This is a genomic window from Pseudonocardia sp. ZF1 (assembly GCF_056835605.1).
Genome location: NZ_JAJNBY010000001.1, coordinates 2,185,440 through 2,206,944, shown reverse-complemented (window position 1 = coordinate 2,206,944; position 21,505 = coordinate 2,185,440). Strand labels below are relative to the sequence as shown.

Here is a 21,505-nt window from a genome sequence, read left to right as displayed (position 1 = left end):
GCCGGACCGGGCCGCCGGTCAGCGCGGGTCGAGCCAGGTGATCCCGGCCTGGCGGCCGCAGCGGCCGTCGCGGCGGTGGCTGAACAGGTCCGGGTCCTCGACGGTGCAGCGCGGGTCGGTCGCGACCTTCGTGACGCCGAGGTCGGCGAGGCGGCGGGTGAGCCCGGCGCGCAGGTCCAGGCCGGCGGTGCCGGTGCGGGTGGTGGACGCGCTGCCCGGCAGCGCGGCGTCGACCTCGGCGCGCATGGCCGGGGGCACCTCGTAGCAGCGGCCGCAGACCGACGGCCCGAGCAGGACCTCCAGCCGTGCGGGCTGCGCGCCCAGTGCGGTCATCTCGGTCACGACGGCGTCGACGACGCCCGCGGCCGCGCCGACGCGGCCCGCGTGGGCGGCCCCGACGACGCCGGCGACCGGGTCGCCGAGCAGCACCGGTACGCAGTCGGCCGCGAGCACCGCGACGCCGAGCAGCGGCACGTCGGTGACGACGGCGTCGACGTCGGCGATGTCCGGGGCGACACCACCGGTGCCGGGGCGGGCCCGCGGGGGCTCGCGCAGCACGGCGACGTCGCGGCCGTGGACCTGGTTCAGGAACACCAGTCCGGACAGGCCGAGCTCACGCACGACGCGGGCCCGGTTCCCGGTCACCGCGGCCGGGTCGTCCCCGACCCCCGACGACAGGTTGAACGAGGTGAACGGGCCCTCGGACCGGCCACCGGCCCGGGTGGTGGTGACCCGGCGGATCCGCGCGCGGCGGGTGCCGCCCGCGCGGGCCGCCGTGGCCGGCGTCGGTGAGTCCGGCACGCGGGTCAGCGCCGCATGAACGGCGGGACGTCCACCTCGTCCTCGACCGGCTCGGCCGGACGCGCCGCGGGGTTCCCGCCGACGGTCCCGTGCTGGGCCGGGGCCGACGTCGGCGAGGCCGGCGCGGACATCGGACCGCTCGGGACGGCCGCGCCGTCGCCGCCGTGGTGCTGGGTGTCGCCCTGGCGCGGGGCCGGGGCGGTGGGCTGCGCGGGCGGCAGCGTCCCGGTGCGCTCGGGGGCGTGCGCCGTGGCGGGCAGGTGCGGCGCCGACGGGGTGGTCGCAGTCGTCGCGGCCCAGCGGGACTGGCCCTGCGGTTGCTGGCCCTGGTGCTGCTGGGTCTGGTGCTGCTGGGTCTGGTGCTGCTGGGTCTGCTCGGCCTGCTGCGGCGGCGCGGCCTGCGGTGCGGGCTCGGTGGACTTCTGGGTGCCGCGGGAGAACACGGCGGGCTCGAGCTTCTTGTGGGTCGGTGTGCCGCCCTCGAAGCCGGCCGCTATCACGGTGACCCGCACCTCGTCACCGAGCGAGTCGTCGATCACGGTGCCGAAGATGATGTTCGCCTCGGGGTGCGCGGCCTCCTGGACCAGCGACGCCGCCTCGTGGATCTCGAACAGACCGAGGTCCGAGCCGCCCGCGATCGACAGCAGCACGCCCTGCGCGCCGTCCATCGACGCCTCGAGCAGCGGCGAGTTGATCGCCTTCTCGGCGGCCTGCACCGCACGGCCCTCGCCGCGTGCGGACCCTATTCCCATCAGCGCCGACCCGGCCCCGGACATGACCGACTTGACGTCGGCGAAGTCGAGGTTGATCAGGCCGGGGGTGGTGATCAGGTTGGTGATGCCCTGGACACCGGAGAGGAGCACCTCGTCGGCGGAGCGGAAGGCGTCCATCAGCGAGACGCCGACGTCGCCGAGCTGCAGGAGCCGGTCGTTCGGGATGACGATGAGGGTGTCGCATTCGTTGCGGAGCGCCTGGATGCCCTCCTCGGCCTGCCCGGCGCGGCGGCGCCCCTCGAAGGTGAACGGGCGGGTGACGACACCGATGGTCAGCGCGCCGAGCTTGCGGGCGATCGACGCGACGACGGGTGCGCCGCCGGTGCCGGTGCCGCCGCCCTCGCCCGCGGTGACGAAGACCATGTCGGCCCCCTTGAGGACCTCCTCGATCTCCTCGGCGTGGTCCTCGGCGGCCTTGCCCCCGACCTCGGGGTTGGCGCCGGCACCGAGGCCGCGGGTCAGCTCACGACCGATGTCGAGCTTCACGTCGGCGTCGGACATGAGGAGGGCCTGGGCGTCGGTGTTCACCGCGATGAACTCGACGCCCTTGAGGCCGACCTCGATCATCCGGTTGACGGCGTTGACGCCGCCGCCACCGATGCCGACCACCTTGATCACTGCCAGGTAGTTGTGCGGGGGCGTCATGCGCGGCACCTTCCAGTCGCTCGGGGTCCGGGGTTGGGGTGGGTCAAGCTCCGGGTGCCCCGGGCCTTCGGGTGCGCACGCTAAGTGGAGTGCGGTGCCCGGGTCCAGCAGGCGCGCCGCACGACGACAACACCCCGCCCGGGTGGTTCGACCTCGCCGCCGGTGGAAACCCGCACGGTCGTCGGACGGTCACCCACCGCGACGATCTGGCCGGGTGCGGCGGGTCAGCGCTGCCGGACGGTGACCAGCGACGGGCTGGAGACGTCGTAGACGGCGCCCTCGCGCTGCAGCACCGGTCCGAGGACCCGGGCCCGGGCGGCGGTCCGGTCGGTGTCCGGCCACGGGCCCCACAGGACCCGCCGGTCCTCGGTGAGCCCCAGCTCGAAGGTGGATCCGCCCCCGCCGAGCGACAGCGTCTGCACCTGGTCGCGGACCGGGACCGGCAGTGCCTGCAGGACGCCGACCGCGGCGAGGGTGGCGGGGTCGTCCGGGGCGACGCGCGGCAGCTGGAGCCGGGGCAGCCGGACGTCGGGCGGGGCGTCGCGGTAGACGAACCCGGTGACGTCGACGAGCTTCGGCCCGTCCGGGGTGTCGAGCAGCGCGGCCGGGGTGCGTTCGGTCACGGCCACCACCAGGGTGTCCGGCCAGGACCGGTCGACCTCCACCGCGGCGACGCCGGGGATGGCCGACACGCGGGCGGCGACGCCGTCGGTGTCGACCGCGGCGAGCGGGACACCGGTCTGGTCGCCCGCGGCGTCCTCGACGTCGCGGACGGGGATCTGGCGGGTGCCGTCGACCCGCACGGTGGCCACCGGGGGGCCGTACCGGCCCAGCGCCCACCAGCCGGCCGCGGACACCCCGAGGAGCACGACGGCGGCGGTGGCCAGCAGGGCGACGAGGCGACGGCGCCGGTAGCGCGGGTCGCGGCTGCGGGACCGTTCGGCCGCGCGGGCCGCCGTGCGCTCCCGGACCGCGGCAGCCGCGCCGCGCCCGCTCCCCCGGCCCGCCGGGCCGGCCACCTCGTCGGTGTCGGCGGCCCGGTCGCCGGCCTCCCCGGGCTCGTCGGGCTCGTCGGGCTGGTCGTGGCCGTCGGCGGCGGGGGTCCCGGCGGCGGCGCGGCGTTCGGCGGCGCGGCGCTCCCGGATGCGCCGGGCGCGCTCGGCGGCGCGGCGCTCCTGCTCGGGGTCACGGCGGCCCGGCGAGCGGGCACCGTCCCGGGCCCGGTCGTCGCCGGTGTCCTGCTCGTCGCTGCTCATCGTGCCCCCGCTGTGTCGCGCGCTCACCCCTCGCCGGCGAGCTCCCGCAGGATCTCCGGCCCGAGCGCGGTGACGTCACCGGCGCCCATGGTGATCACGACGTCGCCGTCGGTCGCGAGCGCGGCGATCGCCGCGGGTGTCCGCTCCCACGAGGGGGCTCGGTGCACCCGCCCGGCCGGCAACGTCACCGCGTCGGAGATGAGCGCCGGACCGACGCCGGGTTCGGGATCCTCCCGGGCACCGTAGACGTCGAGCACCATCACCTCGTCCGCCAGCGACAGCGACGCGCCGAACTCGGCGGCGAACAGCCGGGTGCGGGAGTACAGGTGCGGCTGGAACGCGACCAGGACGCGGCCGCGTCGCCCGTCGCGGACCGGCGCGGCCTCGCGGGCGGCGCGCAGGGTGGCGGCGACCTCGGTGGGGTGGTGAGCGTAGTCGTCGTAGACCGACACGCCGCGGGCGCGGCCCTTGAACTCGAACCGGCGCTGCACCCCGCCGAACCCGGCGAGGCCCTCCAGCAGCACGGCCGGGTCGGTCCCGACGGCGACGCCGGCGAGGAACGCACCGAGCGCGTTGAGGACCATGTGCTCGCCCGGGACGCCGAGGGTGAGCTCGTGCTCGGCGTCGCCGGTGCGGAACCGCGCACGGCAGCCGGTGCCGTCCGGGGTGAACTCGAGCAGCCGGGCGTCGTGCGGGCCGGTCGCGGTGCGGCCGTAGCGCAGCACGGTGACGCCCGACTCCTCCGCCCGCACCGCGACCTCGGCGGACCCCGGGTCGTCGGCGCAGGCGACCAGCGTGGCGCCGGGGACGAGCCGTTCCAGGAACCGCTCGAACACCGCCCGGTAGGCGGCCTCGTCGCCGTGGTGGTCGAGGTGGTCGGGCTCGACGTTGGTGACGATCGCGACCGACGGGGCGAACGCGGTGAACGAGCCGTCGCTCTCGTCGGCCTCGACGACGAACACGTCGCCGCTGCCGTGGTGGGCGCCCGACCCGGACACCGACAGGTCGCCGCCGATCGCGAACGACGGGTCGGCCCCGGCGTGCTGCAGGGCGACGGTGACCATCGACGTCGTCGAGGTCTTGCCGTGCGTCCCGGCGACGGCGACCAGCCGCCGTCCCTCGGTGAGCGCGGCCAGTGCGACCGCCCGGTGGACGACGTCGTAGCCGCGCTCGCGGGCGGCGGCCAGCTCCGGGTTGGTCTCCCGGATCGCGGTGGAGACGACCACGGTCGGCGGGGTCTCGCCGTCGTGGCGCAGGTGGCCGGCGTCGTGCCCGGTCTCGACGCGTGCGCCGAGCGCGCGCAGCGCGGTGACCGTGCGGGAGTCCCGCGCGTCGGACCCGGAGACGGTCGCTCCGCGGGCGAGCAGGATCCGCGCGATCCCGCTCATCCCGGCGCCGCCGATCCCGATGAGGTGGACGTGGTCGGAGAGCACGCTCACCGGCCCGCCACCTCCATGACGATGCGGGCGATCCTCTCGTCGGCCTCGCCGTGCCCGGCGGCGCGGGCGCGGCGGCCCATCGCGAGGGCCAGGTCGGGGTCGGTGAGCATCGGCATCAGCTCGTCGATCGCGCGGTCGCCGTTCATGTCCTCGTCCTGCACGAGCTTGCCGCCCCCGGCCTCGACGACCGGGCGGGCGTTGAGCGCCTGCTCACCGTTGCCGTGCGGCAGCGGCACGTACACCGCGGGCAGCCCGACGGCGGTGAGCTCGGCGACGGTGGTCATGCCGGACCGGCCGAGGACGACGTCCGCGGCGGCGTAGGCGAGGTCCATCCGCTCGATGTAGGGCACCGGCACGTAGCCGGGCCGCGGGTCGGCGGGGGTGCCGTTCTTCCCGTACGCGTGCAGGACCGAGATGCCCCGCTCGGTGAAGGCGGGCAGGGACTCGGCGACCGCGTCGTTCAGGGTCCGGGCGCCCTGGGAGCCGCCGAAGACCAGCAGCACCGGTCCGTGCGGCGGGAGGTTGAAGTGCGTCCGGGCCTCCGGCCGCAGCGACGCCCGGTCCAGAGTGGTGATCGAGCGGCGCAGCGGCATCCCGACCACCTCCTCGTTCGCGAGTCCGGTGCCGGGCACCGCGACGCAGACGGCGGAGGCGAACCGCGCACCGACCTTGTTCGCGAGCCCGGCGCGGGCGTTCGCCTCGTGCACGACGATCGGCACCCGGCCGCGGGCGCCGAGGTAGGCGGGCAGCGAGACGAACCCGCCGAACCCGACGACGACGTCGGCCTCGGCCGCCTCGAGCACCTCACGGACCCGCTTCACCGCGCCCCGGACGTTGCCGGGGAGCTTGAACAGGTCGGCGGTGGGCTTGCGGGGCAGCGGCACCGGCGGGATCAGCTCGAGCGGGTAGCCGCGGGCCGGGATCAGCTGGGTGTCGAGGCCCTTCTCGGTGCCGAGCGCGGTGACCCGGGCTCCCGGGACGAGCCGCCGGATCGCGTCGGCGACGGCCAGCGCGGGCTCGATGTGCCCGGCCGACCCACCCCCGGCGACGACGACCGACAGGCCGCCCCGCACCGGCGCCGGCGCCTGCTCCCCCGCGGGTCGCGTGGTGGCGGGGCCGAAGGTGCGGGTCGCGTCGGGGCCGGTGGGTCCGGGCACGCCGGGCCCGGGCACGCCGTCGCCCTGCGGGTTCTGCTGCGGGCCGTTCGGCTGGGGGCCGGGTCCCTGGGGGCCGGGTCCCTGGAGGCCGTGCGGCTGCGGGCCGCCGGGGCCCTGGGGGGCACCCGGGCCCTGCGGTCCGGGGGTGACCGGACCACCGGGGCCCTGCCGGCCGGGTGCACCGGGTCCGCCGGGGCCGTACGGGCCGGGGGTGGCCGGACCGAACCCGCCCGGGCCGACCGGGCGGAACGGGCCGGTTCCCGCGGGACCCGGGCGGCCGGGGCCCGCGTACCCGGGCCCCTGACGTGCGGGGCCCTGCTGACCCGGCGCCTGCGATCCGGGACCCTGCGGACGCGGGCGGGCGGTGCCCGGGCCCTGTGCTCCGGGGCCCTGCTGTCCGGGGCCCTGCTGTCCGGGGCCCTGCTGTCCGGGGCCCTGCTGTCCGGCGGCGGGGTGGTGCGGGCCGGTGCCGGTCAGGGCGTTCGGGCCCGCGGGGCCGGGACGCCCGAACTGCTGCGGGCCGGGGCCACCGGGGACGGGGCCGTGGGGACCGGCGCCGGGACGTCCGGGCGCGTACGGACCGGGGGCGAACCTGCCGTGCGGGGGTACCGGGCCACGGGGACCGGTCGCCGACAGCGCGCCCGGCTCGGGCCCGCTCTGCGGACCGGTGGCGGTGACGCCGGCGTGCTCACGCTCGCCGGGCTGCGCCGGGCGCTGCTGCGGGGCCGACGGGGTCCGGGCCTGCTGCCACCCGGTGCCCGACGGGGTGTCCGCCGAGGCGGCGGCCGGGAGCCCGGCGGCGTCGCCCGCGGGGTGCGCGACGGTCGGCGGTTCGCCGGCCGCCTGCTCCCGGCGGGCCGGGGTGGATCCGGTGGACTCCGGCCCCGGGGTCGCCGGGCCGGTCCGCCGGGGCTGCTGCGGGCCGGTCCGCTGCGGGGCGCTCCGCCCGGGGTCGGTCGCCGTGGGGTCCTCGGCCGCTGCGGTGTCCCGGCCGTCGGCGACGGGCTGCTGCGGGCCCGTCCCGGCGTCCGGTCCGGTCGTGTCGACCGGGTCCGGGCCGGTGGCGGCGACGGTGGGGCCGGTGTCCGTCCCCGGCGCGCCGGGGACGTGCGGCCCCGGACCGGCGGGTGCGGGGCCGGCGGTGGGGCCGTCCTCCCCCGGGCCGGTGCGCGGCACGCCGTTCGCCTGGGCGCCGGACCGGGTCGGGTCCGGGCCGCTGCGTCCGGTGCTCCCGCGGGGGGTGAACAGGTCGTCGGCCGCGCCGGGACGCGCCGGCATCGCTCCGGGCGGCACCGGTCCCCCGGGCCGGCGGCGCGGCAGGCCGCCCGGCTGCTGTCCGGCGTCGTCGGCGGGGCGCGGTGCGCCGTTCAGGCCGCGCGGGCCACCGTCCGGGGCGACGCCGTCCGGGCCGTGGGACACGCCGTTCGGGCCCTGCGGAGCACCCTGGTCCCCCTCGGCCGCGCCGCGCGGGACACCGTTGCCCGGTGCGCCGTTCCGGGAGCCGCCGTTGCGGGGGGCGCCGTTCTGCGGAGTGCCGTTCTGCGGAGTGCCGTTCTGCGGAGTGCCGTTGCGCGGGTCACCGTCGTGCGGGGCGTCGTGGCGGTCGGCACCGTTGCGTGCGACGCCGTTCCGCGGGCCGTCGGTGCGCGGGCCGTCGTGGCGGTCGGCGCCGTCGGGCCCGAGGTCCTCGTGCGCGGCGCCGTTCGCCGGCCGGGCCGCGCCGCGGTCGCCGTGCGCGACGCCGTTCGTCCCCTGCGGCCCGTCACCGCTGCGCGGGGCGCCACCCGGGCGGCGGGACTGCGCATGCGGGTCCCACCCGGTACCGGGCAACCGCTGCGGACCACGCGGACCCGGCTCGACGGACGGCTGCGACGCGGGGACCTGCGCCGACGCGGACTCCGGAGCAGCGGAGACACCGAACAGGTCCGCACCCGACGGGGACTCCGTGGGCCAGGCCGGGCGACCGCCCGTGCCGCCCGCCCCGTCCGGGGCGCCGAAGACCACACCGTCCGGCCGGACCTCGTGGGGCCCGGGGGCGCGGCCGCCCATGGTCGGACGCCGGCCGGGCTCCCGGCCCGAGCCGGTGCCGTCGTTCCCGCCGGTCTGATCCGTACCCGTCACGCTCTCGTGCCCCTTGCGTCGTCCGTCGTGTCCGCTCCCACCCGGAGTGGGAGCGCCCTAACGCGCCGCCCACCGCGACACCGGTGCCGGTGCGCGGTAGGGCTGCGGCAACGGCAGGCGCAGCAGCTTCGCCAGCCGCCCCTGCCCGTCCTTCCGGAGCGCGGCGACCGCCTCCGGCTCGTGCCGGGCCGCGTTCGTGAGCAGCCCGAACAGGAACATGGTCACCACCAGCGAGGAACCGCCGGAGGAGATCAGCGGGAGCTGCAGCCCGGTCACCGGCAGCAGTCCCACGACGTACCCGATGTTGATCGACGCCTGCACGACCATGCCCGCCGTCGACGTCGCGACGACGATCCGCAGCCACGGGTCGGTGTTGCGGGCGGCGATCCGCATGCCGGTGTAGGCCAGCGTCGCGAAGAGCGCGAGTACCGCACCCGCGCCGACCAGGCCCAGCTCCTCGCCGATGATCGCGAAGATGAAGTCGTTGTGGGCGTTGGGCAGGTAGTCCCACTTCGCCCGGCCCTGACCGAGACCGACGCCGAACAGGCCGCCGTCGGCGAGCGCGTACAGCGCCTGCGTCGCCTGGTAGGCCGGGCCCAGCGGGTCCGCCGACGACGACAGGAACGCCGTGATCCGGCTGGCCCGGTACCCGGCGGTCAGCCCGAGGATCACCGCGCCGGCCAGGCCGCCGCCCGCGATCAGCGCGAGCAGCTTCACCGGGGCGCCGCCGAAGTACAGCAGCGCCAGCATGATGATCCCGACCGAGATCGTCATGCCGAGGTCGGGCTCCAGGACGAGCAGCGTGAAGATCACCAGCGTCACCGGGACGACCGGGTTGAGGGCGTGCTTCCAGCGGTGCATCACGGCACGGCGGGCGGCGAGCACGTGGGCGCCCCACAGCGTCAGCGCGATCTTCACGCCCTCCGACGGCTGCAGCGAGACCGGCCCGAACGCGAACCAGGACCGGGCGCCGCCGCGCAGCGCACCGATCCCCGGGATCAGCACCAGGACCAGCGCGACCAGGCCGATGATCAGCAGCACCGGTGCCGCGGCGCGCAGGCGACGCGGGGGGACCCGCAGGCCCACGTAGAACAGCACCAGCCCGACCGCGCAGAACATCAGCTGACGGGTGAACACCGAGTACGACGAGCCGTCGCCGACCGACGACGCGGACAGCACCATCACCAGCCCGAACAGGGTCAGCAGCCCGAAGACGCCGAGGATCAGGTGCAGCGAGGTCAGCGGGCGGCGCAGCCAGCGCCGCAGCCGCCGCACGGCCCCGCGGGTGCCGGTCACGGCGGCCTGGCCGAGCGTGCGGTCCGGCGCGGCCGGGCTCACCGGGACACCCCGGCGGCGGCCAGGCCGGCGACGGCGGCGGCGAACGCGTCGCCGCGGTGGGCGTAGTCGCGGAACTGGTCCATCGAGGCGGCCGCCGGGGCGAGCAGCACGACGTCGCCGGGGCGGGCCAGGCCGGATGCGCGGCGGACCGCGGCCGGCATCGGGTCCTGCGGGTCGGAGGGCGCCATCGGACCATCGTGTCCCGGCGCGACCTCCTCGACCGGGAGGCCGGGCGCGTGTCGCGTCAGCGCCTCGACGATCGGTGTCCGGTCCGTCCCGATCACGACGATCCCCGCCAGCCGCTCGGCGTGCGCGGCGGCGAGCCTGCCGAGCTCGGCCGGGTCGACCCCCTTGAGCAGCCCGCCGACCACCCAGACGGCGCGGGCACCGGGCCGCCGGGCGGCGACGGCGGCCAGCGCGGCCCCGGCGGCGTGCGGGTTGGTCGCCTTGGAGTCGTCGAGGTAGGTGACACCGGCGTGCTCGCCGGCCGGGGCGCTGCGGTGCGGGCCGGGGGTGAACGCCGCCAGGGCGGCGCCGATGTGCTCCGGGTCCACACCGTGCGCGCGGGCCAGCGCGGCCGCGGCGAGCGCGTCGGTGATCCCGGGCGGCCCCGGGGGGACGACGGCGTCGGCCGCCAGCAGAGCCCCGCCGCCGAACGCGCGGTCGGTCAGCACCCCGTCGGCGACGCCGAGCTGGTCCGGTCCGGGCGGGCCGAGGGTGACCCCGACGCGTCGCGGCGCCGGGGACTCCCCGAGCAGCCGTGCGGCCACGGGGTCGTCGACCCCGCCGACCGCGACGTCACCCAGCAGCGCGCGTGCCTTGGCCGCGGCGTAGGCGTCCGTCCCGCCGTGCCAGTCCAGGTGGTCCTCGGCGACGTTGAGCACCACGCCCGCGGCCGGGCGCACCGACGGCGACCAGTGCAGCTGGAAGCTCGACAGCTCGACCGCGAGCACCGCGTGGCCCTCCGCGACCGCGGTGACCACCGGGTGGCCGATGTTGCCGCAGGCGACGGCGTCGACCCCGGCGCGCGCGAGGATCGCGGCGAGCATCTCGGTGGTGGTGGTCTTGCCGTTGGTGCCGGTCACGACCAGCCACGACGGCGGTGTGTCGCGCAGCGCGCCGAGCCGCCAGGCGAGCTCGGGCTCCCCGATGACCTCGACGCCGAGCCCGGTGGCCTCGGCGACCAGCGGGTGGTCCGGCCGGCGCCCGGGCGAGGTGACGACGGTGCGGACCCCCTCGGGGATCCCGCCGCCACGCCACGGCTCGACGCCGTCGGGCAGCGCGGCCAGCGCGTCGGCGCGGTCGTCGGACAGGAGCACCCGGGCCCCCGCATCCACCAGGGCCGTCGCGGCCGCGAGACCGGAGACACCGGCCCCCGCGACCAGGACCGGGTCCCCGCCGAACGGGCGGCTCACCCGGAACCCGACATGGACAGCCACTCGGAGTAGAAGATGCCCAGCCCCATCGCCGCGCAGATCGCGGCGAGCAGCCAGAACCGGATGATGACGGTCGTCTCGGCCCATCCGGCGAGCTCGAAGTGGTGGTGGAACGGCGCCATCCGGAACAGCCGGCGGCGCGAGGTGCGGAACACGATGATCTGCAGCGACACCGACAGCGCCTCGACGACGAACACGCCGCCGATGACGACGAGCAGCAGCTCGGTGCGGGTCACCATGGACAGCCCGGCGAGCAGGCCGCCCAGCGCGAGCGACCCGGTGTCGCCCATGAAGATGCGGGCCGGGGCGGCGTTCCACCAGAGGAACCCGATGCAGCCGCCCATCGCGGCGGCGGCGACCAGGCCGACGTCGAGCGGGTCGCGGACCTCGTAGCAGCCCGCGGTCGCGGCGATCGCGCAGTTGTTGCGGAACTGCCAGAACGCGATGATCACGTAGGTGCCGAGCACCATCGCGGCGGTACCGGCGGCCAGGCCGTCGAGGCCGTCGGTGAGGTTCACCGCGTTCGACCAGGCGGCGACGATCAGGTTGCACAGCAGCACGAACCCGACGACGCCGAAGCTCAGCACCGTGATGTCGCGGACGAACGACAGGCTCTCCGAGGCGGGCGCGAGGTTGCGCTCGTTCACGAAGCGCACCGCGAGCACACCGAAGATCGTCGCGGTCAGGACCTGGCCGACGATCTTGGAGGTCTTGTTCAGTCCGAGGTTGCGCTGGCGACGGATCTTGAGGAAGTCGTCGAGGAACCCGACGACGCCCAGCGCGGTGGTCAGGAACAGCACCAGCAGCGCCGAGGCCGTGATCGGCTCCCGGGTGAACGCGTGCGAGCCCAGGTAGCCCACCCAGATGGCGAGCAGGATCGCCACGCCGCCCATCGTCGGCGTACCGCGCTTGGACTGGTGGCTCTGCGGGCCCTCCTCGCGGATCTCCTGCCCGAAGCCCTGCCGCGCGAAGAAGCGGATCAGGTACGGGGTGAGCAGGATCGACACCGCGAGCGCGAGACCCGCGGCCAGGAACAGGCCCCTCACCGGCACACCATTCCCTCGGTCGTCAGCAGGCCGGCGGCGAGCCGCTCCAGCCCGGCGCTGCGGGAGGCCTTGACCAGCACGACGTCGCCGGGCCGGGTCCGCTCCCGCAGCAGGGTCAGGGCGGCGGGCACGTCGGCGACGTGCTCGGCGCCGGGCCCGTAGTCGGGTGCGCCGACGGCGACCACCCGGGCCCCGGCGGCGCGGGCGTTCTCCGCTGCCGCGGCGTGCTCGGCGGCCGCGCCGTCGCCGATCTCGGCCATCGGGCCGAGCACCGCCCAGGCCCGGCGGTCCGGGCCGGCGATCTGCCCGAGCGCGGTGATCGCGGCGCGGACGGACTCGGGGTTGGCGTTGTAGGCGTCGTTGACGACGGTCACCCCGTCGGCGCGGTCGGTGACCTCCATCCGCCAGCGCGACGCCGGTGTCGCGGCGGACAGCGCCGCCGCGATCCCGTCCGGGGTGCCGCCCAGCTCGAGGGCGACCGCGGCGGCGGCGAGCGCGTTGGAGACCTGGTGCTCCCCCACCAGCCGCAGCGCGACGTCGGCCGACCCGGCCGGGGTGACCAGCCGGAACGACGCCCGGCCCGCGGTCAGGGTGACGTCGGTGGCCCGCACGTGCGCGTCCGCGGCGCGTCCGAAGGTGACGACCCGGGCGGGGGTGCGGGTCGCCATGGCGGCGACCAGCTCGTCGTCGGCGTTGAGGACGGCGACGCCGCCCCGCCCGCCGGGCAGGTCACCCGGTGGCAGCGCCTCGACGAGCTCGCCCTTCGCCGTGGCGATCGCGGCGCGGGAGCCGAACTCGCCGAGGTGGGCGGAGCCGACGTTGAGGACGACCCCGATCCGCGGTGGCGCGACCGCGCACAGCGCGGCGATGTGGCCGATCCCGCGGGCGGAGAACTCCAGCACGAGGTTGCGGGTGCCCGCGTCCGCGCGCAGCGCCGTGTACGGCGTCCCGAGCTCGTTGTTGAACGACTCCGGCGGCGCGACGGTCGGCCCCAGCGGGGACAGCACCGCGGCCAGCAGGTCCTTGGTGGAGGTCTTGCCCGCCGACCCGGTCACGCCGACGACGGCGAGGCCCGGCAGGGCGCCCAGCACGTGCCGGGCGAGGCGCCCCAGCCCGGCCAGGACGGCGGCGCCGGTCCCGTCGGGGTCGACCGCACCGAGGTAGGTGTGGCTGTCGCGGACCTCGACCGGCGGCACGACGACCGCGGGGGCGTCGACCTCGCGGCCCGCCAGCACCGCGGTCGCACCGCGGGTGACGGCCTGCGCGGCGAAGTCGTGGCCGTCGGCCCGCTCCCCCGGCAGCGCCAGGAACAGCCCGCCCGGCCCGACCCTCCGGGAGTCGAACTCGACGGCGGTGACCGGCACGGCGGCGGCCTCCTCGTCGATGCGGTGCAAGCGGCCGCCGGTCACGGCCGCGATCTCCGCCGGCGTCATCTCGATCATCGCCCGCTCGCCTCCACCGGTCCGATCCGTCCTCCTGCCCGTGCGCGGTCCGTGCCGGGTGCCGGCACGCCCTGCCCTGCCGCCCCGCGGCGCGTCACGTCGCCGCCCGGATCGCCGCCACCAGCTCGTCGGTGTCGTCGAACGGGTACTTGACGCCGTTGATCTCCTGGCCGGCCTCGTGGCCCTTGCCGGCGACCACCACCGCGTCGCCCGGGCGGGCCGAGCGGACCGCGTAGACGATCGCGCTGCGCCGGTCGCCGATCTCGATGACGTCACCGCGGGCGGGCTCGCCGAACGCGCCGTCGAGCATCGCGCGGCGGATCGCGCCGGGCTCCTCGCTGCGGGGGTTGTCGTCGGTCACGACGAGCACGTCGGACCGGATCGCGGCCGCGGCGCCCATCAGCGGGCGCTTGCCGGTGTCGCGGTCCCCGCCGCAGCCGAGCACGGTGATCACCCGCGCGTGCGGGCGGACCTGGCGGCGCAGCGCGTCCAGCAGCGCGGCGACGGCGGCCGGCTTGTGCGCGTAGTCGACCACGCCCAGCCAGGGCTGACCGGCGTCGACGCGCTGCATCCGGCCCGGCACCGACGCCCGGGCGAACCCGGCCGCGGCCACCTCGGGGTCGATCCCGTCGGCGTCGAGCACGGCCAGCGCGACGAGCGCGTTCGCGACGTTGTAGCGGCCGGGCAGGCTCAGCGTGACCGGCACCGCGAGCCCGCCGGGGCCGACCGCGGTGAAGGTCTGGGTGCCGTCGGGGTGGGCGGTGAGGTCGCGGACCGTCCAGGTGGCGGGCGCGCCGCGCGGGTCGGAGGAGACGGTGACCGCGTCCCGGTGGCGGGCCGCCAGCCGGCGGCCCCACTCGTCGTCGACGCAGACGACGCCGTGCCGCGCGGCCTCCACGCCCGCCCCGCCGCCGCCGAACAGCCGGGCCTTGGCCTCGAAGTAGTCGGTCATCGTGGGGTGGAAGTCCAGGTGGTCCTGGGACAGGTTGGTGAAGGCCCCGGCCGTGAACCGGGACCCGCCGACCCGGCCGAGCGCGAGCGCGTGACTGGAGACCTCCATGGCCACGTCGGTCACGCCGGCCTCGACCATGACCGCGAACAGCGCCTGCAGGTCCGGTGCCTCGGGGGTGGTGAACGCGCTGGGCAGTGCCCGGGCCGGGTGGCCGGGGACCTGGACCCGGGTCCGCACGGTGCCGAGCAGACCGGTGGCCCTCCCGGCGGCGGTCAGGCCCGCCTCCAGCAGGTGGGCGACGGTCGTCTTGCCCGAGGTGCCGGTCACGCCGAGCACCCGCAGACGGGCGGTGGGCTCGCCGTAGACGGCGGCCGAGACCGGGCCGAGGACCTCGCGCGGGTTCGGGTGCACCAGCACCGGGAGCCGGGAGTGCCGGATCTCGGCGCGGTCCGCGCCCGCGCCGTCGGTGAGGATCGCGCCGGCGCCCGAGGCGACGGCCTGTGCGGCGAAGTCGGCGCCGTGGGCGCGGGCGCCGGGCAGGGCCGCGAACAGGTCGCCGGGGCGCACCGAGCCCGCCCGCAGGGTGGCGCCGGTGACGGTGTGCGGTCCGGCCGCGGGGTCGAGCAGCGGGCCGGGCCCGCTGCCCGCGGTGCGCGGGTTCAGCTCGGCGCCGGCAAGCCGCCTGAGCAGGGCGACGTCGACCGGGCGCACCTGCGACGGGCGGTCCGGCAGCGACTCGAGGGATCCCGCCACGTCACCCGTCCCCGTCCGGTCGCCCTGCACACCACCCGGCCCGCCGCCGAGCGCGGATCCGCCGGCGCTCCGGGAGCGGGCGGTGGCTGCGGTGTGGAGGTCGGGCACAGGGCCGGAGGTTACCGACCGCCGCGGGCCGCCCCTCGTCCCGGTCAGGCGCCCGCGACCGCTCGCGGAGGCGGTCGCGGCGGGCGGCGGAACGACGACCGGCACACGGTCGTCCGACGAGCCGGATACGGCCATCCGGCGCAGGTTCCGGGCCGGTGGGCGGCTCGTCGGGCGGGGTGCACGGCGGCCCGGACGGCACCCGTACGGGTGAGCAGTGGCCGGGACCGTCCGACGCAGCCGGACCGCACCCGGCCGCGCCGTCACCTGATCTGCAGGGTCTGCACCGGCTGCGGCACGGTCTGGACCGGCACGGCGTCGCGCTGGGCCAGGTAGGAGGCGATGTCGTGGAACAGCGGCGCCGCGCTCGTCCCGCCCTTCGGGGCGTCGAGCATGATCCCGATCACGAACCGCGGGTCCTGGGCCGGGAGCATCCCGGCGAAGGTGATCCAGTACTGGGAGCGCGAGTAGGCCCCGGTCGCCGGGTCCACCTGCTGGGCGGTGCCGGTCTTGCCCGCCACCTCGTAGCCGGGCACGGCGGCGGCGGGCCCGGTTCCGGACTGGCCGTGCGCCTTCTGGGTGACGGCGGTGAGCATCGTCCGCAGGGTCTGCGCGGTCTGCGGCGACATCACCTGCACCGGCTCGGGCGCCTCGGTCGGCACCCGGACGCCGTCCGGGCCGGTCGTCGCGGCGACGATCCGCGGCGGGACCCGGACGCCGTCGTTGGCGATGGCCTGGTACATCCCGGCCATCTGCAGGACCGTCATCGACAGGCCCTGCCCGATCGGCAGGTTGCCGAAGGTCGAGCCGGACCAGGTCGCACGGGCCGGGACCCGTCCGCCGCTCTCGCCGGGCAGCCCGACACCGGTCTTCTGCCCGATGCCCATCTTCGCGAGCATGTCCGAGAAGCGGTCCTCGCCGACCTTCTGCGCGGTCATCAGGGTGCCGACGTTGGAGGACTTCGCCAGCACGCCGGTCAGCGTGTAGCGGTCGACGCCGTGCGCCCAGGCGTCCTTGATCGTGCGGTCGGCGACCTCGATGCTGCCGGGCACGTCGAGCACGTCGTCGGGCTTGGCGACGCCGGCCTCCAGTGCGGCGGCCATGGTGACGACCTTGTTGACCGAGCCGGGCTCGAAGGGCGTGGTGACGCCCTTGTTGCCCAGCGAGTTCGGGTCCGCGGACAGCAGCTGGGCCGGGTCGAACGAGGTGTTGTCGGCGAGCGCGAGCACCTGCCCGGTGGCCCGGTCGAGGACGACGGCCGAGCCGCTGCGCGCCTCGGCGCGGCCCGCGTAGTCGGCGAGCATCCGCTGCACCTGGAACTGCAGGTCGGAGTCGATCGTCAGCTGCACGTCGGAGCCGGACACCGCGGCCTGCTCGGAGCGCACGCTGCCGGGGATGACGGTGCCGCTGCCCTCGGCGGTGTCGGCGATCTGGAAGCCGTCGCGACCGGCGAGCAGCCCGTCGTCGGAGGACTCCAGGCCGATCCGGCCGATCAGCTTCTGCGCGTCGGCGCTCCAGGTCGCGGCGCCGATGATGTTCGAGGCCAGCGTCCCGTTGGGGTACTGGCGCGCCTCGCGGCTCTCCTCGGCGATCTCCGGGAACTGTGTGCGCAGGTCACGGGCGGGCCCGGGGTCGACCGCGGTGGCCATCACGACGTAGCCGCGGTCGCTGTTCAGCGCCCGCTTCAGCTCCTCGGGGTCGCCGTGGGTCACCGCGGCGACGGCGTCGGCCATCCGGTTCTTGTAGGCGACCGCGTCCGCGCCCTTGGTGGTGTTGATCAGGCGCGGGTTGGTGACGAGCGCCTTGGACTCGGTGGAGAACGCCAGCACGGCGCCGTTGCGGTCGCTGATCGCGCCGCGCTCGGCCGGGATGACGATCCGGCTGGCGCGCTGCTTCTCCGCGTCCGCGGTCAGCGTGCCCGCCTGCACCGTCTGGACGACGACGAGCTTCGCCCCGGACACCAGCAGCAGGGCGGCCAGCGCCACCCAGGCCAGGCGCAGCCGGAACCGTGGGTCGTCGGCCGGGGACCGGCGCCGGCCGCCCCGCGGACCCTGCCCCCGCGGCCGGGGGCGCGGCGGCGCGTAGACCATCAGTTCCCGCCCGCCGCCCGGGTGTCGGCCGGGACCTCGTGCTCGGTGCCCTCACCGGCACCGGCGGCGCCACCCGCGGCGGCGCCCGGAGCGGCGTCACCGCCCTCGGCCGCCGGGTCGGTGGTGGCCGCGCCCGGCTGCTGCGCCTGCTGCGCGGGCGGGGCCGGTGCGTCGGCGGCGGGCGGGGCGGGCGGCGCCGCGGCGACGGCGGCACTCGGCTCCCCGACGACGTCGACGCGTCCGTCCGGTGCGACGACCAGGCGTGCCGGGTCGGTCACCCGGACCATGCCCTGGGCCGCGGCGCGGTCGGCGAGCGAGCCGGGGCTCTGCAGCACCGTGACCTCCTTGCGGAGCGCCTCGGACTGCTCGGTGAGCGACGCGGTCCGCTCCCGGGCCGCCTGCAGCGCGTAGGAGTCGGCCGCCGCGGCGGTCGACAGCCACAGCGTCGCGATCAGGCCCGAGACCAGCAGGACCATCACGACCAGCACGAACTTCGCGCGGCCGGTGTTCTCCCTGGCCGCGCTGCGGCGGCGCTGGTCGGCCACCCGTCGGGCGTCGCCGGGGCCGCGCTGGGCCGGGATCCGCGGAGGTGCCGCGGTACGACGGCTCTGGCGGGTGTCGGGCCGTGCCCGGCCACCGCCCGGGGTGCCCGGGCGCTCGATGACGGGTGTGCTCATCGGGGGTTCCTGCCTCTCCGCCGTGCCGGTGCTGCCTGCGTGCTCGGGTCCGTGCCACGGGTGCTCACGGCCCGTCCTCCACGCGTTCCGCCGCGCGCAGCCGTACCGGGGCGGCCCGGGGGTTGCGGGCGATCTCGGGGTCGGACGCCTGCTCGGAGCCCCGGCTGAGCAGCCGGAACTCCGGTCCGTGTCCGGGGAGCTCCACCGGCAGGTCCACCGGGGTCCGCGAGCGGACGCGCTCGGCGAGCACGCGCTTGGTGATCCGGTCCTCCAGCGAGTGGTAGGACAGGACGACGATCCGCCCGCCCGGGGCGAGCGCGTCCAGTGCCGCGGGCAGCGCGTCGCGCAGGACCTCGAGCTCGCGGTTCACCTCGATGCGCAGGGCCTGGAAGGTCCGCTTCGCCGGGTGCCCGCCGGTGCGTCGGGACGCGGCCGGGACCACGCCGTAGAGCAGCTCGACGAGCTCGGTGCTGCGGGTGAACGGGCGCTTCTCCCGGGTCCGGACGATCGCGTTGGCGATCGGTCCGGCGAACCGCTCCTCGCCGTACTCCCGCAGGATCCGGCGCAGCTCGCCGGCGGTGTAGGAGTTCAGGACGTCGGCGGCGGTCGGCCCGGTGGTCGGGTCCATCCGCATGTCGAGGTCGGCGTCGCGGGAGTAGGAGAAGCCGCGGGCGTCCTCGTCGAGCTGGAGCGAGGAGACGCCCAGGTCGAACAGGATGCCGTCGGCGGCGGACACGCCCGCCTGCTCCAGCGCGCCGGCGACGTCGTCGTAGACGGTGTGCACCCGGTGCAGCCGGTCGCCGTAGGCGGCCAGCCTGCGGCCCGCGAGCTCGAGGGCCTGCGGGTCGCGGTCCATGCCGACGACGGTCAGCCGGGGGTGCGCGGCCAGCAGCGCCGCCGCGTGGCCGCCCATGCCGAGGGTGGCGTCCACGTAGACGGCGTCGCGGTCGCGCAGTGCGGGGTCGAGCAGCTCGGAGACGCGCTCCAGCAGGACCGGGGTGTGCCGGTCACCGGGCGCGCGCTCGTCGCGCGGGGTGGCGCCGTCGCCGGAAGTACCGTCCACGTCCCACCCCCCGGTGCGCCGTCCGTCCCCGTGTGGTGCGTGCGTGTCGTGCGGGCCGCCGGTGCGGCGGCCGTACCCGGTCCCGGCCACGGGGGCCGGGACCGGGTGGGTCGATGTCCGTGGGTGTGGCGTGCCGGCTCCCACAACCGGTCCGCTCCACGCCCGAAGACGCGCGGGCGCCACCGCGCCACCCGAACTCCCCAGTCGGGGTGGGCGCCGGCGCCGTCCCCACCCGGGGGCCGTGCCGAGACGGACCTGGCACCGGGGAAGGTGTGCCAGGGCCGACTCGATCACGGCACCCGGGTCGGGGCGGCGACGGTGGTGTCGTCCGCTGTCGGTCGTGCTGTCCTGCTCAGGTACTGCCGCCGTCCGTCGTCCCGCCCGCCAGCGGAACTCAGAACAGCCCGGGCAGAACCTCCTCCTGGGCCTTGGCGAACTCGTCCTCGTGCCGCTCCTGGTACTCCTGCCAGGCCTGCGCGTCCCAGATCTCGGCGCGCGTGAACGCGCCGATCACCACGCAGTCCTTGGACAGTCCGGCGTACCGGCGCAGCTCGGACTGGATCGCGATCCGGCCCTGGCCGTCGGGGTTCTGCTCGTCGGTGCCCGAGAAGAGGTTCCGCTGGAACACCCGCGCCGACTCGTTCGTCAGCGGGGCCGCGGCGATCTTGCGCGCCATCTCGGTGAAGGCGTCACGGGTGAACACGTAGAGGCAGTGGTCCTGCCCTTTCGTGATCATGCAGCCGCCTCGCAACTCGTCGCGGAATTTCGCGGGCAGCGTGAGCCGCCCCTTGTCGTCCAGCTTCGGGGTGTAGGTGCCGAGGAACACCGACCCCACCTCCACCTGGGACCCCTGTTCGCCCCAGCGATCACCACACTACCCCACACTCACCCACCGTCAACCCGAGACGGGTGGATCTTCGACCGTTCATCCGATGTTTTCCCAGGTCAAGGACGGTGGGGCGCGGTGGGGGCACGCGACGCGCCACCCGGTCGCGCGACGCCCGGAGGCCGTTTCCGGCCGCTCCGGCCGCACCTGCGCCCCACCGCTCCCCCACCGGCGTCGTCCCAGGTCAGGGACGGTTTCCGATGTTTTCCCAGGTCAAGGACGGTGGGGCGCGGTGGGGGGATCGACGGACGCGCGGTGGAGCGGCGTGGGGAACCACCGTGGGGCGCCGTGGGGGGACCTCGTGGGGGACCTCCCGCCCGGGGCCGCCGGCGAGCCCCGGAGCGCTCCGCGTCCGGCCGTACGGAGCAGCGGGGCGAGGCGGGTGGCGGCGCCCGGTCCCGATCGGGGGACGTTTGACAGACTGGGGTCACCCGAGCCGTCTCCTGAGGAGGCCCGTTGTCGTCGAGCGCGCCGTCCGCGCCCTCCGTGCCACCCGTCCCGTCGCCGTCCGGTGGTCCCCTCCGCCGGGCCGAGGCCAGCGGTGCGCACCCCGGTTACGCGCCCGAGCCGATGGACGCCGTCGCCGTCGCCGACGCGGCGGGCCGGATCGCCGCCGCGATGGCCCGGATCATCGTCGGCAAGCCCGACACCATCCGGCTGGCCCTGGTCGCGATGCTCGCCGAGGGGCACCTGCTCGTCGAGGACGTGCCGGGCGTCGGCAAGACCACGCTGGCCAAGGCACTCGCCCGGGCCGTCGACGGGGCGGTGAGCCGGGTGCAGTTCACCCCGGACCTGCTGCCCGGCGACATCACCGGCTCGTCGGTCTACAACCGGCAGACCTCGGAGTTCGAGTTCCGGCCCGGCCCGGTGTTCGCCAACGTCGTGATCGCCGACGAGATCAACCGTGCGTCGCCCAAGACCCAGTCGGCACTGCTGGAGTGCATGGCCGAGCACCAGGTCACCGTCGACGGCGGCACCTACCCGCTGGGTGACCCGTTCATGGTCGTCGCCACCCAGAACCCGGTGGAGATGGACGGCACCTACCCGCTCCCCGAGGCCCAGCAGGACCGGTTCACGATCCGCGTCTCGGTCGGCTACCCCGACCCGGCGGCCGAGCTGGCGATGCTCGAGGAGCACGGCTCGACCGACCCGCTGGAGCGGCTGCGGCCGGTGACCGACCTGCGCACGCTGCGGTCGATGATCGCCGGGGTCCGCGGCCTGCACACCGCGGCGGAGGTGCGCCGCTACTGCGTCGAGGTCGTCGGGGCGACGCGACGGCTGCCCGAGGTCCGCCTCGGCGCGTCGCCGCGCGCGACCCTGCACCTGCTGCGGGCCGCCCGCGCCTGGGCGGCGACCGCCGGGCGCGGCTACGTCGTGCCCGACGACGTCCAGGCCGTGGCCGTCCCCGTCCTCGCGCACCGGCTGGTGCTGGGCCCCGAGGGGGTCGCGGCCCGCCGGACACCGGCGGACCTGGTGCGGGCCGCCGTCGCGCGGGTCGCGGTGCCGTCCCCGCCGCGGGGCTGAG

15 protein-coding genes are annotated in these 21,505 nt (G+C 76.6%); 1 reads left to right on the top strand and 14 read right to left on the bottom strand.

Annotated elements, in window-relative coordinates; all coding sequences use genetic code 11:
• Window positions 1-18: 18 nt before the first annotated feature.
• From pgeF to mraZ, 14 genes are all read right to left on the bottom strand, one after another.
• Entirely contained in the window at window positions 19-801 is a 783-nt protein-coding gene (gene pgeF / locus ZF1_RS10880; RefSeq protein ID WP_405417959.1) for a peptidoglycan editing factor PgeF, read from the bottom strand.
• Window positions 802-806: 5 nt separating this feature from the next.
• Window positions 807-2,219: a cell division protein FtsZ gene (gene ftsZ / locus ZF1_RS10875; protein ID WP_482637183.1), complete on the bottom strand. Its 1,413-nt coding sequence runs from the start codon at window positions 2,217-2,219 to the stop codon at window positions 807-809.
• A gap of 224 nt (window positions 2,220-2,443) precedes the next feature.
• Window positions 2,444-3,475 (bottom strand): cell division protein FtsQ/DivIB, encoded by a 1,032-nt coding sequence (locus ZF1_RS10870; RefSeq protein WP_482637182.1) that lies wholly within the window; start codon window positions 3,473-3,475, stop codon window positions 2,444-2,446.
• A 23-nt stretch (window positions 3,476-3,498) separates the two neighbouring features.
• Window positions 3,499-4,863 carry a UDP-N-acetylmuramate--L-alanine ligase gene (murC, locus tag ZF1_RS10865; RefSeq protein ID WP_405421885.1) on the bottom strand — a complete coding sequence of 455 codons (1,365 nt, stop codon included), beginning with the start codon at window positions 4,861-4,863 and terminating at the stop codon, window positions 3,499-3,501.
• 47 nt (window positions 4,864-4,910) lie between these two features.
• Window positions 4,911-5,987 (bottom strand): UDP-N-acetylglucosamine--N-acetylmuramyl-(pentapeptide) pyrophosphoryl-undecaprenol N-acetylglucosamine transferase, encoded by a 1,077-nt coding sequence (locus tag ZF1_RS10860; RefSeq protein ID WP_208820799.1) that lies wholly within the window; start codon window positions 5,985-5,987, stop codon window positions 4,911-4,913.
• Between the two features lie 2,262 nt (window positions 5,988-8,249).
• The gene (ftsW, locus tag ZF1_RS10855) at window positions 8,250-9,530 is read right to left on the bottom strand and encodes a putative lipid II flippase FtsW (RefSeq protein ID WP_482637181.1); all 1,281 of its coding nucleotides are present in this window, start codon (window positions 9,528-9,530) and stop codon (window positions 8,250-8,252) included.
• Window positions 9,527-10,945, bottom strand: a complete 1,419-nt coding sequence (murD, locus tag ZF1_RS10850; RefSeq protein ID WP_482637180.1) for a UDP-N-acetylmuramoyl-L-alanine--D-glutamate ligase — start codon at window positions 10,943-10,945, stop codon at window positions 9,527-9,529. Before murD ends, ftsW begins: the two co-directional genes overlap by 4 nt.
• Window positions 10,942-12,012, bottom strand: a complete 1,071-nt coding sequence (mraY, locus tag ZF1_RS10845) for a phospho-N-acetylmuramoyl-pentapeptide-transferase (RefSeq protein ID WP_062404548.1) — start codon at window positions 12,010-12,012, stop codon at window positions 10,942-10,944. The genes murD and mraY overlap by 4 nt, the downstream gene beginning before the upstream one ends.
• Entirely contained in the window at window positions 12,009-13,454 is a 1,446-nt protein-coding gene (locus ZF1_RS10840) for a UDP-N-acetylmuramoyl-tripeptide--D-alanyl-D-alanine ligase (RefSeq protein ID WP_405417966.1), read from the bottom strand. Before ZF1_RS10840 ends, mraY begins: the two co-directional genes overlap by 4 nt.
• Before the next feature lie 94 nt (window positions 13,455-13,548).
• The gene (locus tag ZF1_RS10835) at window positions 13,549-15,159 is read right to left on the bottom strand and encodes a UDP-N-acetylmuramoyl-L-alanyl-D-glutamate--2,6-diaminopimelate ligase (RefSeq protein WP_482637179.1); all 1,611 of its coding nucleotides are present in this window, start codon (window positions 15,157-15,159) and stop codon (window positions 13,549-13,551) included.
• Window positions 15,160-15,527: 368 nt separating this feature from the next.
• Entirely contained in the window at window positions 15,528-17,354 is a 1,827-nt protein-coding gene (locus tag ZF1_RS10830; RefSeq protein ID WP_482637178.1) for a peptidoglycan D,D-transpeptidase FtsI family protein, read from the bottom strand.
• The gene (gene ftsL, locus ZF1_RS10825; RefSeq protein ID WP_405417971.1) at window positions 17,354-18,031 is read right to left on the bottom strand and encodes a cell division protein FtsL; all 678 of its coding nucleotides are present in this window, start codon (window positions 18,029-18,031) and stop codon (window positions 17,354-17,356) included. Before ftsL ends, ZF1_RS10830 begins: the two co-directional genes overlap by 1 nt.
• A gap of 64 nt (window positions 18,032-18,095) precedes the next feature.
• Complete coding sequence (gene rsmH, locus ZF1_RS10820) at window positions 18,096-19,094, bottom strand: 16S rRNA (cytosine(1402)-N(4))-methyltransferase RsmH (RefSeq protein ID WP_482637177.1); 999 nt, start codon at window positions 19,092-19,094, stop codon at window positions 18,096-18,098.
• Window positions 19,095-19,488: 394 nt separating this feature from the next.
• Window positions 19,489-19,920, bottom strand: a complete 432-nt coding sequence (gene mraZ, locus ZF1_RS10815; protein ID WP_043276508.1) for a division/cell wall cluster transcriptional repressor MraZ — start codon at window positions 19,918-19,920, stop codon at window positions 19,489-19,491.
• A 630-nt stretch (window positions 19,921-20,550) separates the two neighbouring features.
• On the opposite strand from mraZ, the gene ZF1_RS10810 reads away from it, so the two are divergent.
• Window positions 20,551-21,504: an AAA family ATPase gene (locus ZF1_RS10810; protein WP_062402153.1), complete on the top strand. Its 954-nt coding sequence runs from the start codon at window positions 20,551-20,553 to the stop codon at window positions 21,502-21,504.
• Window position 21,505 lies beyond the last annotated feature (1 nt).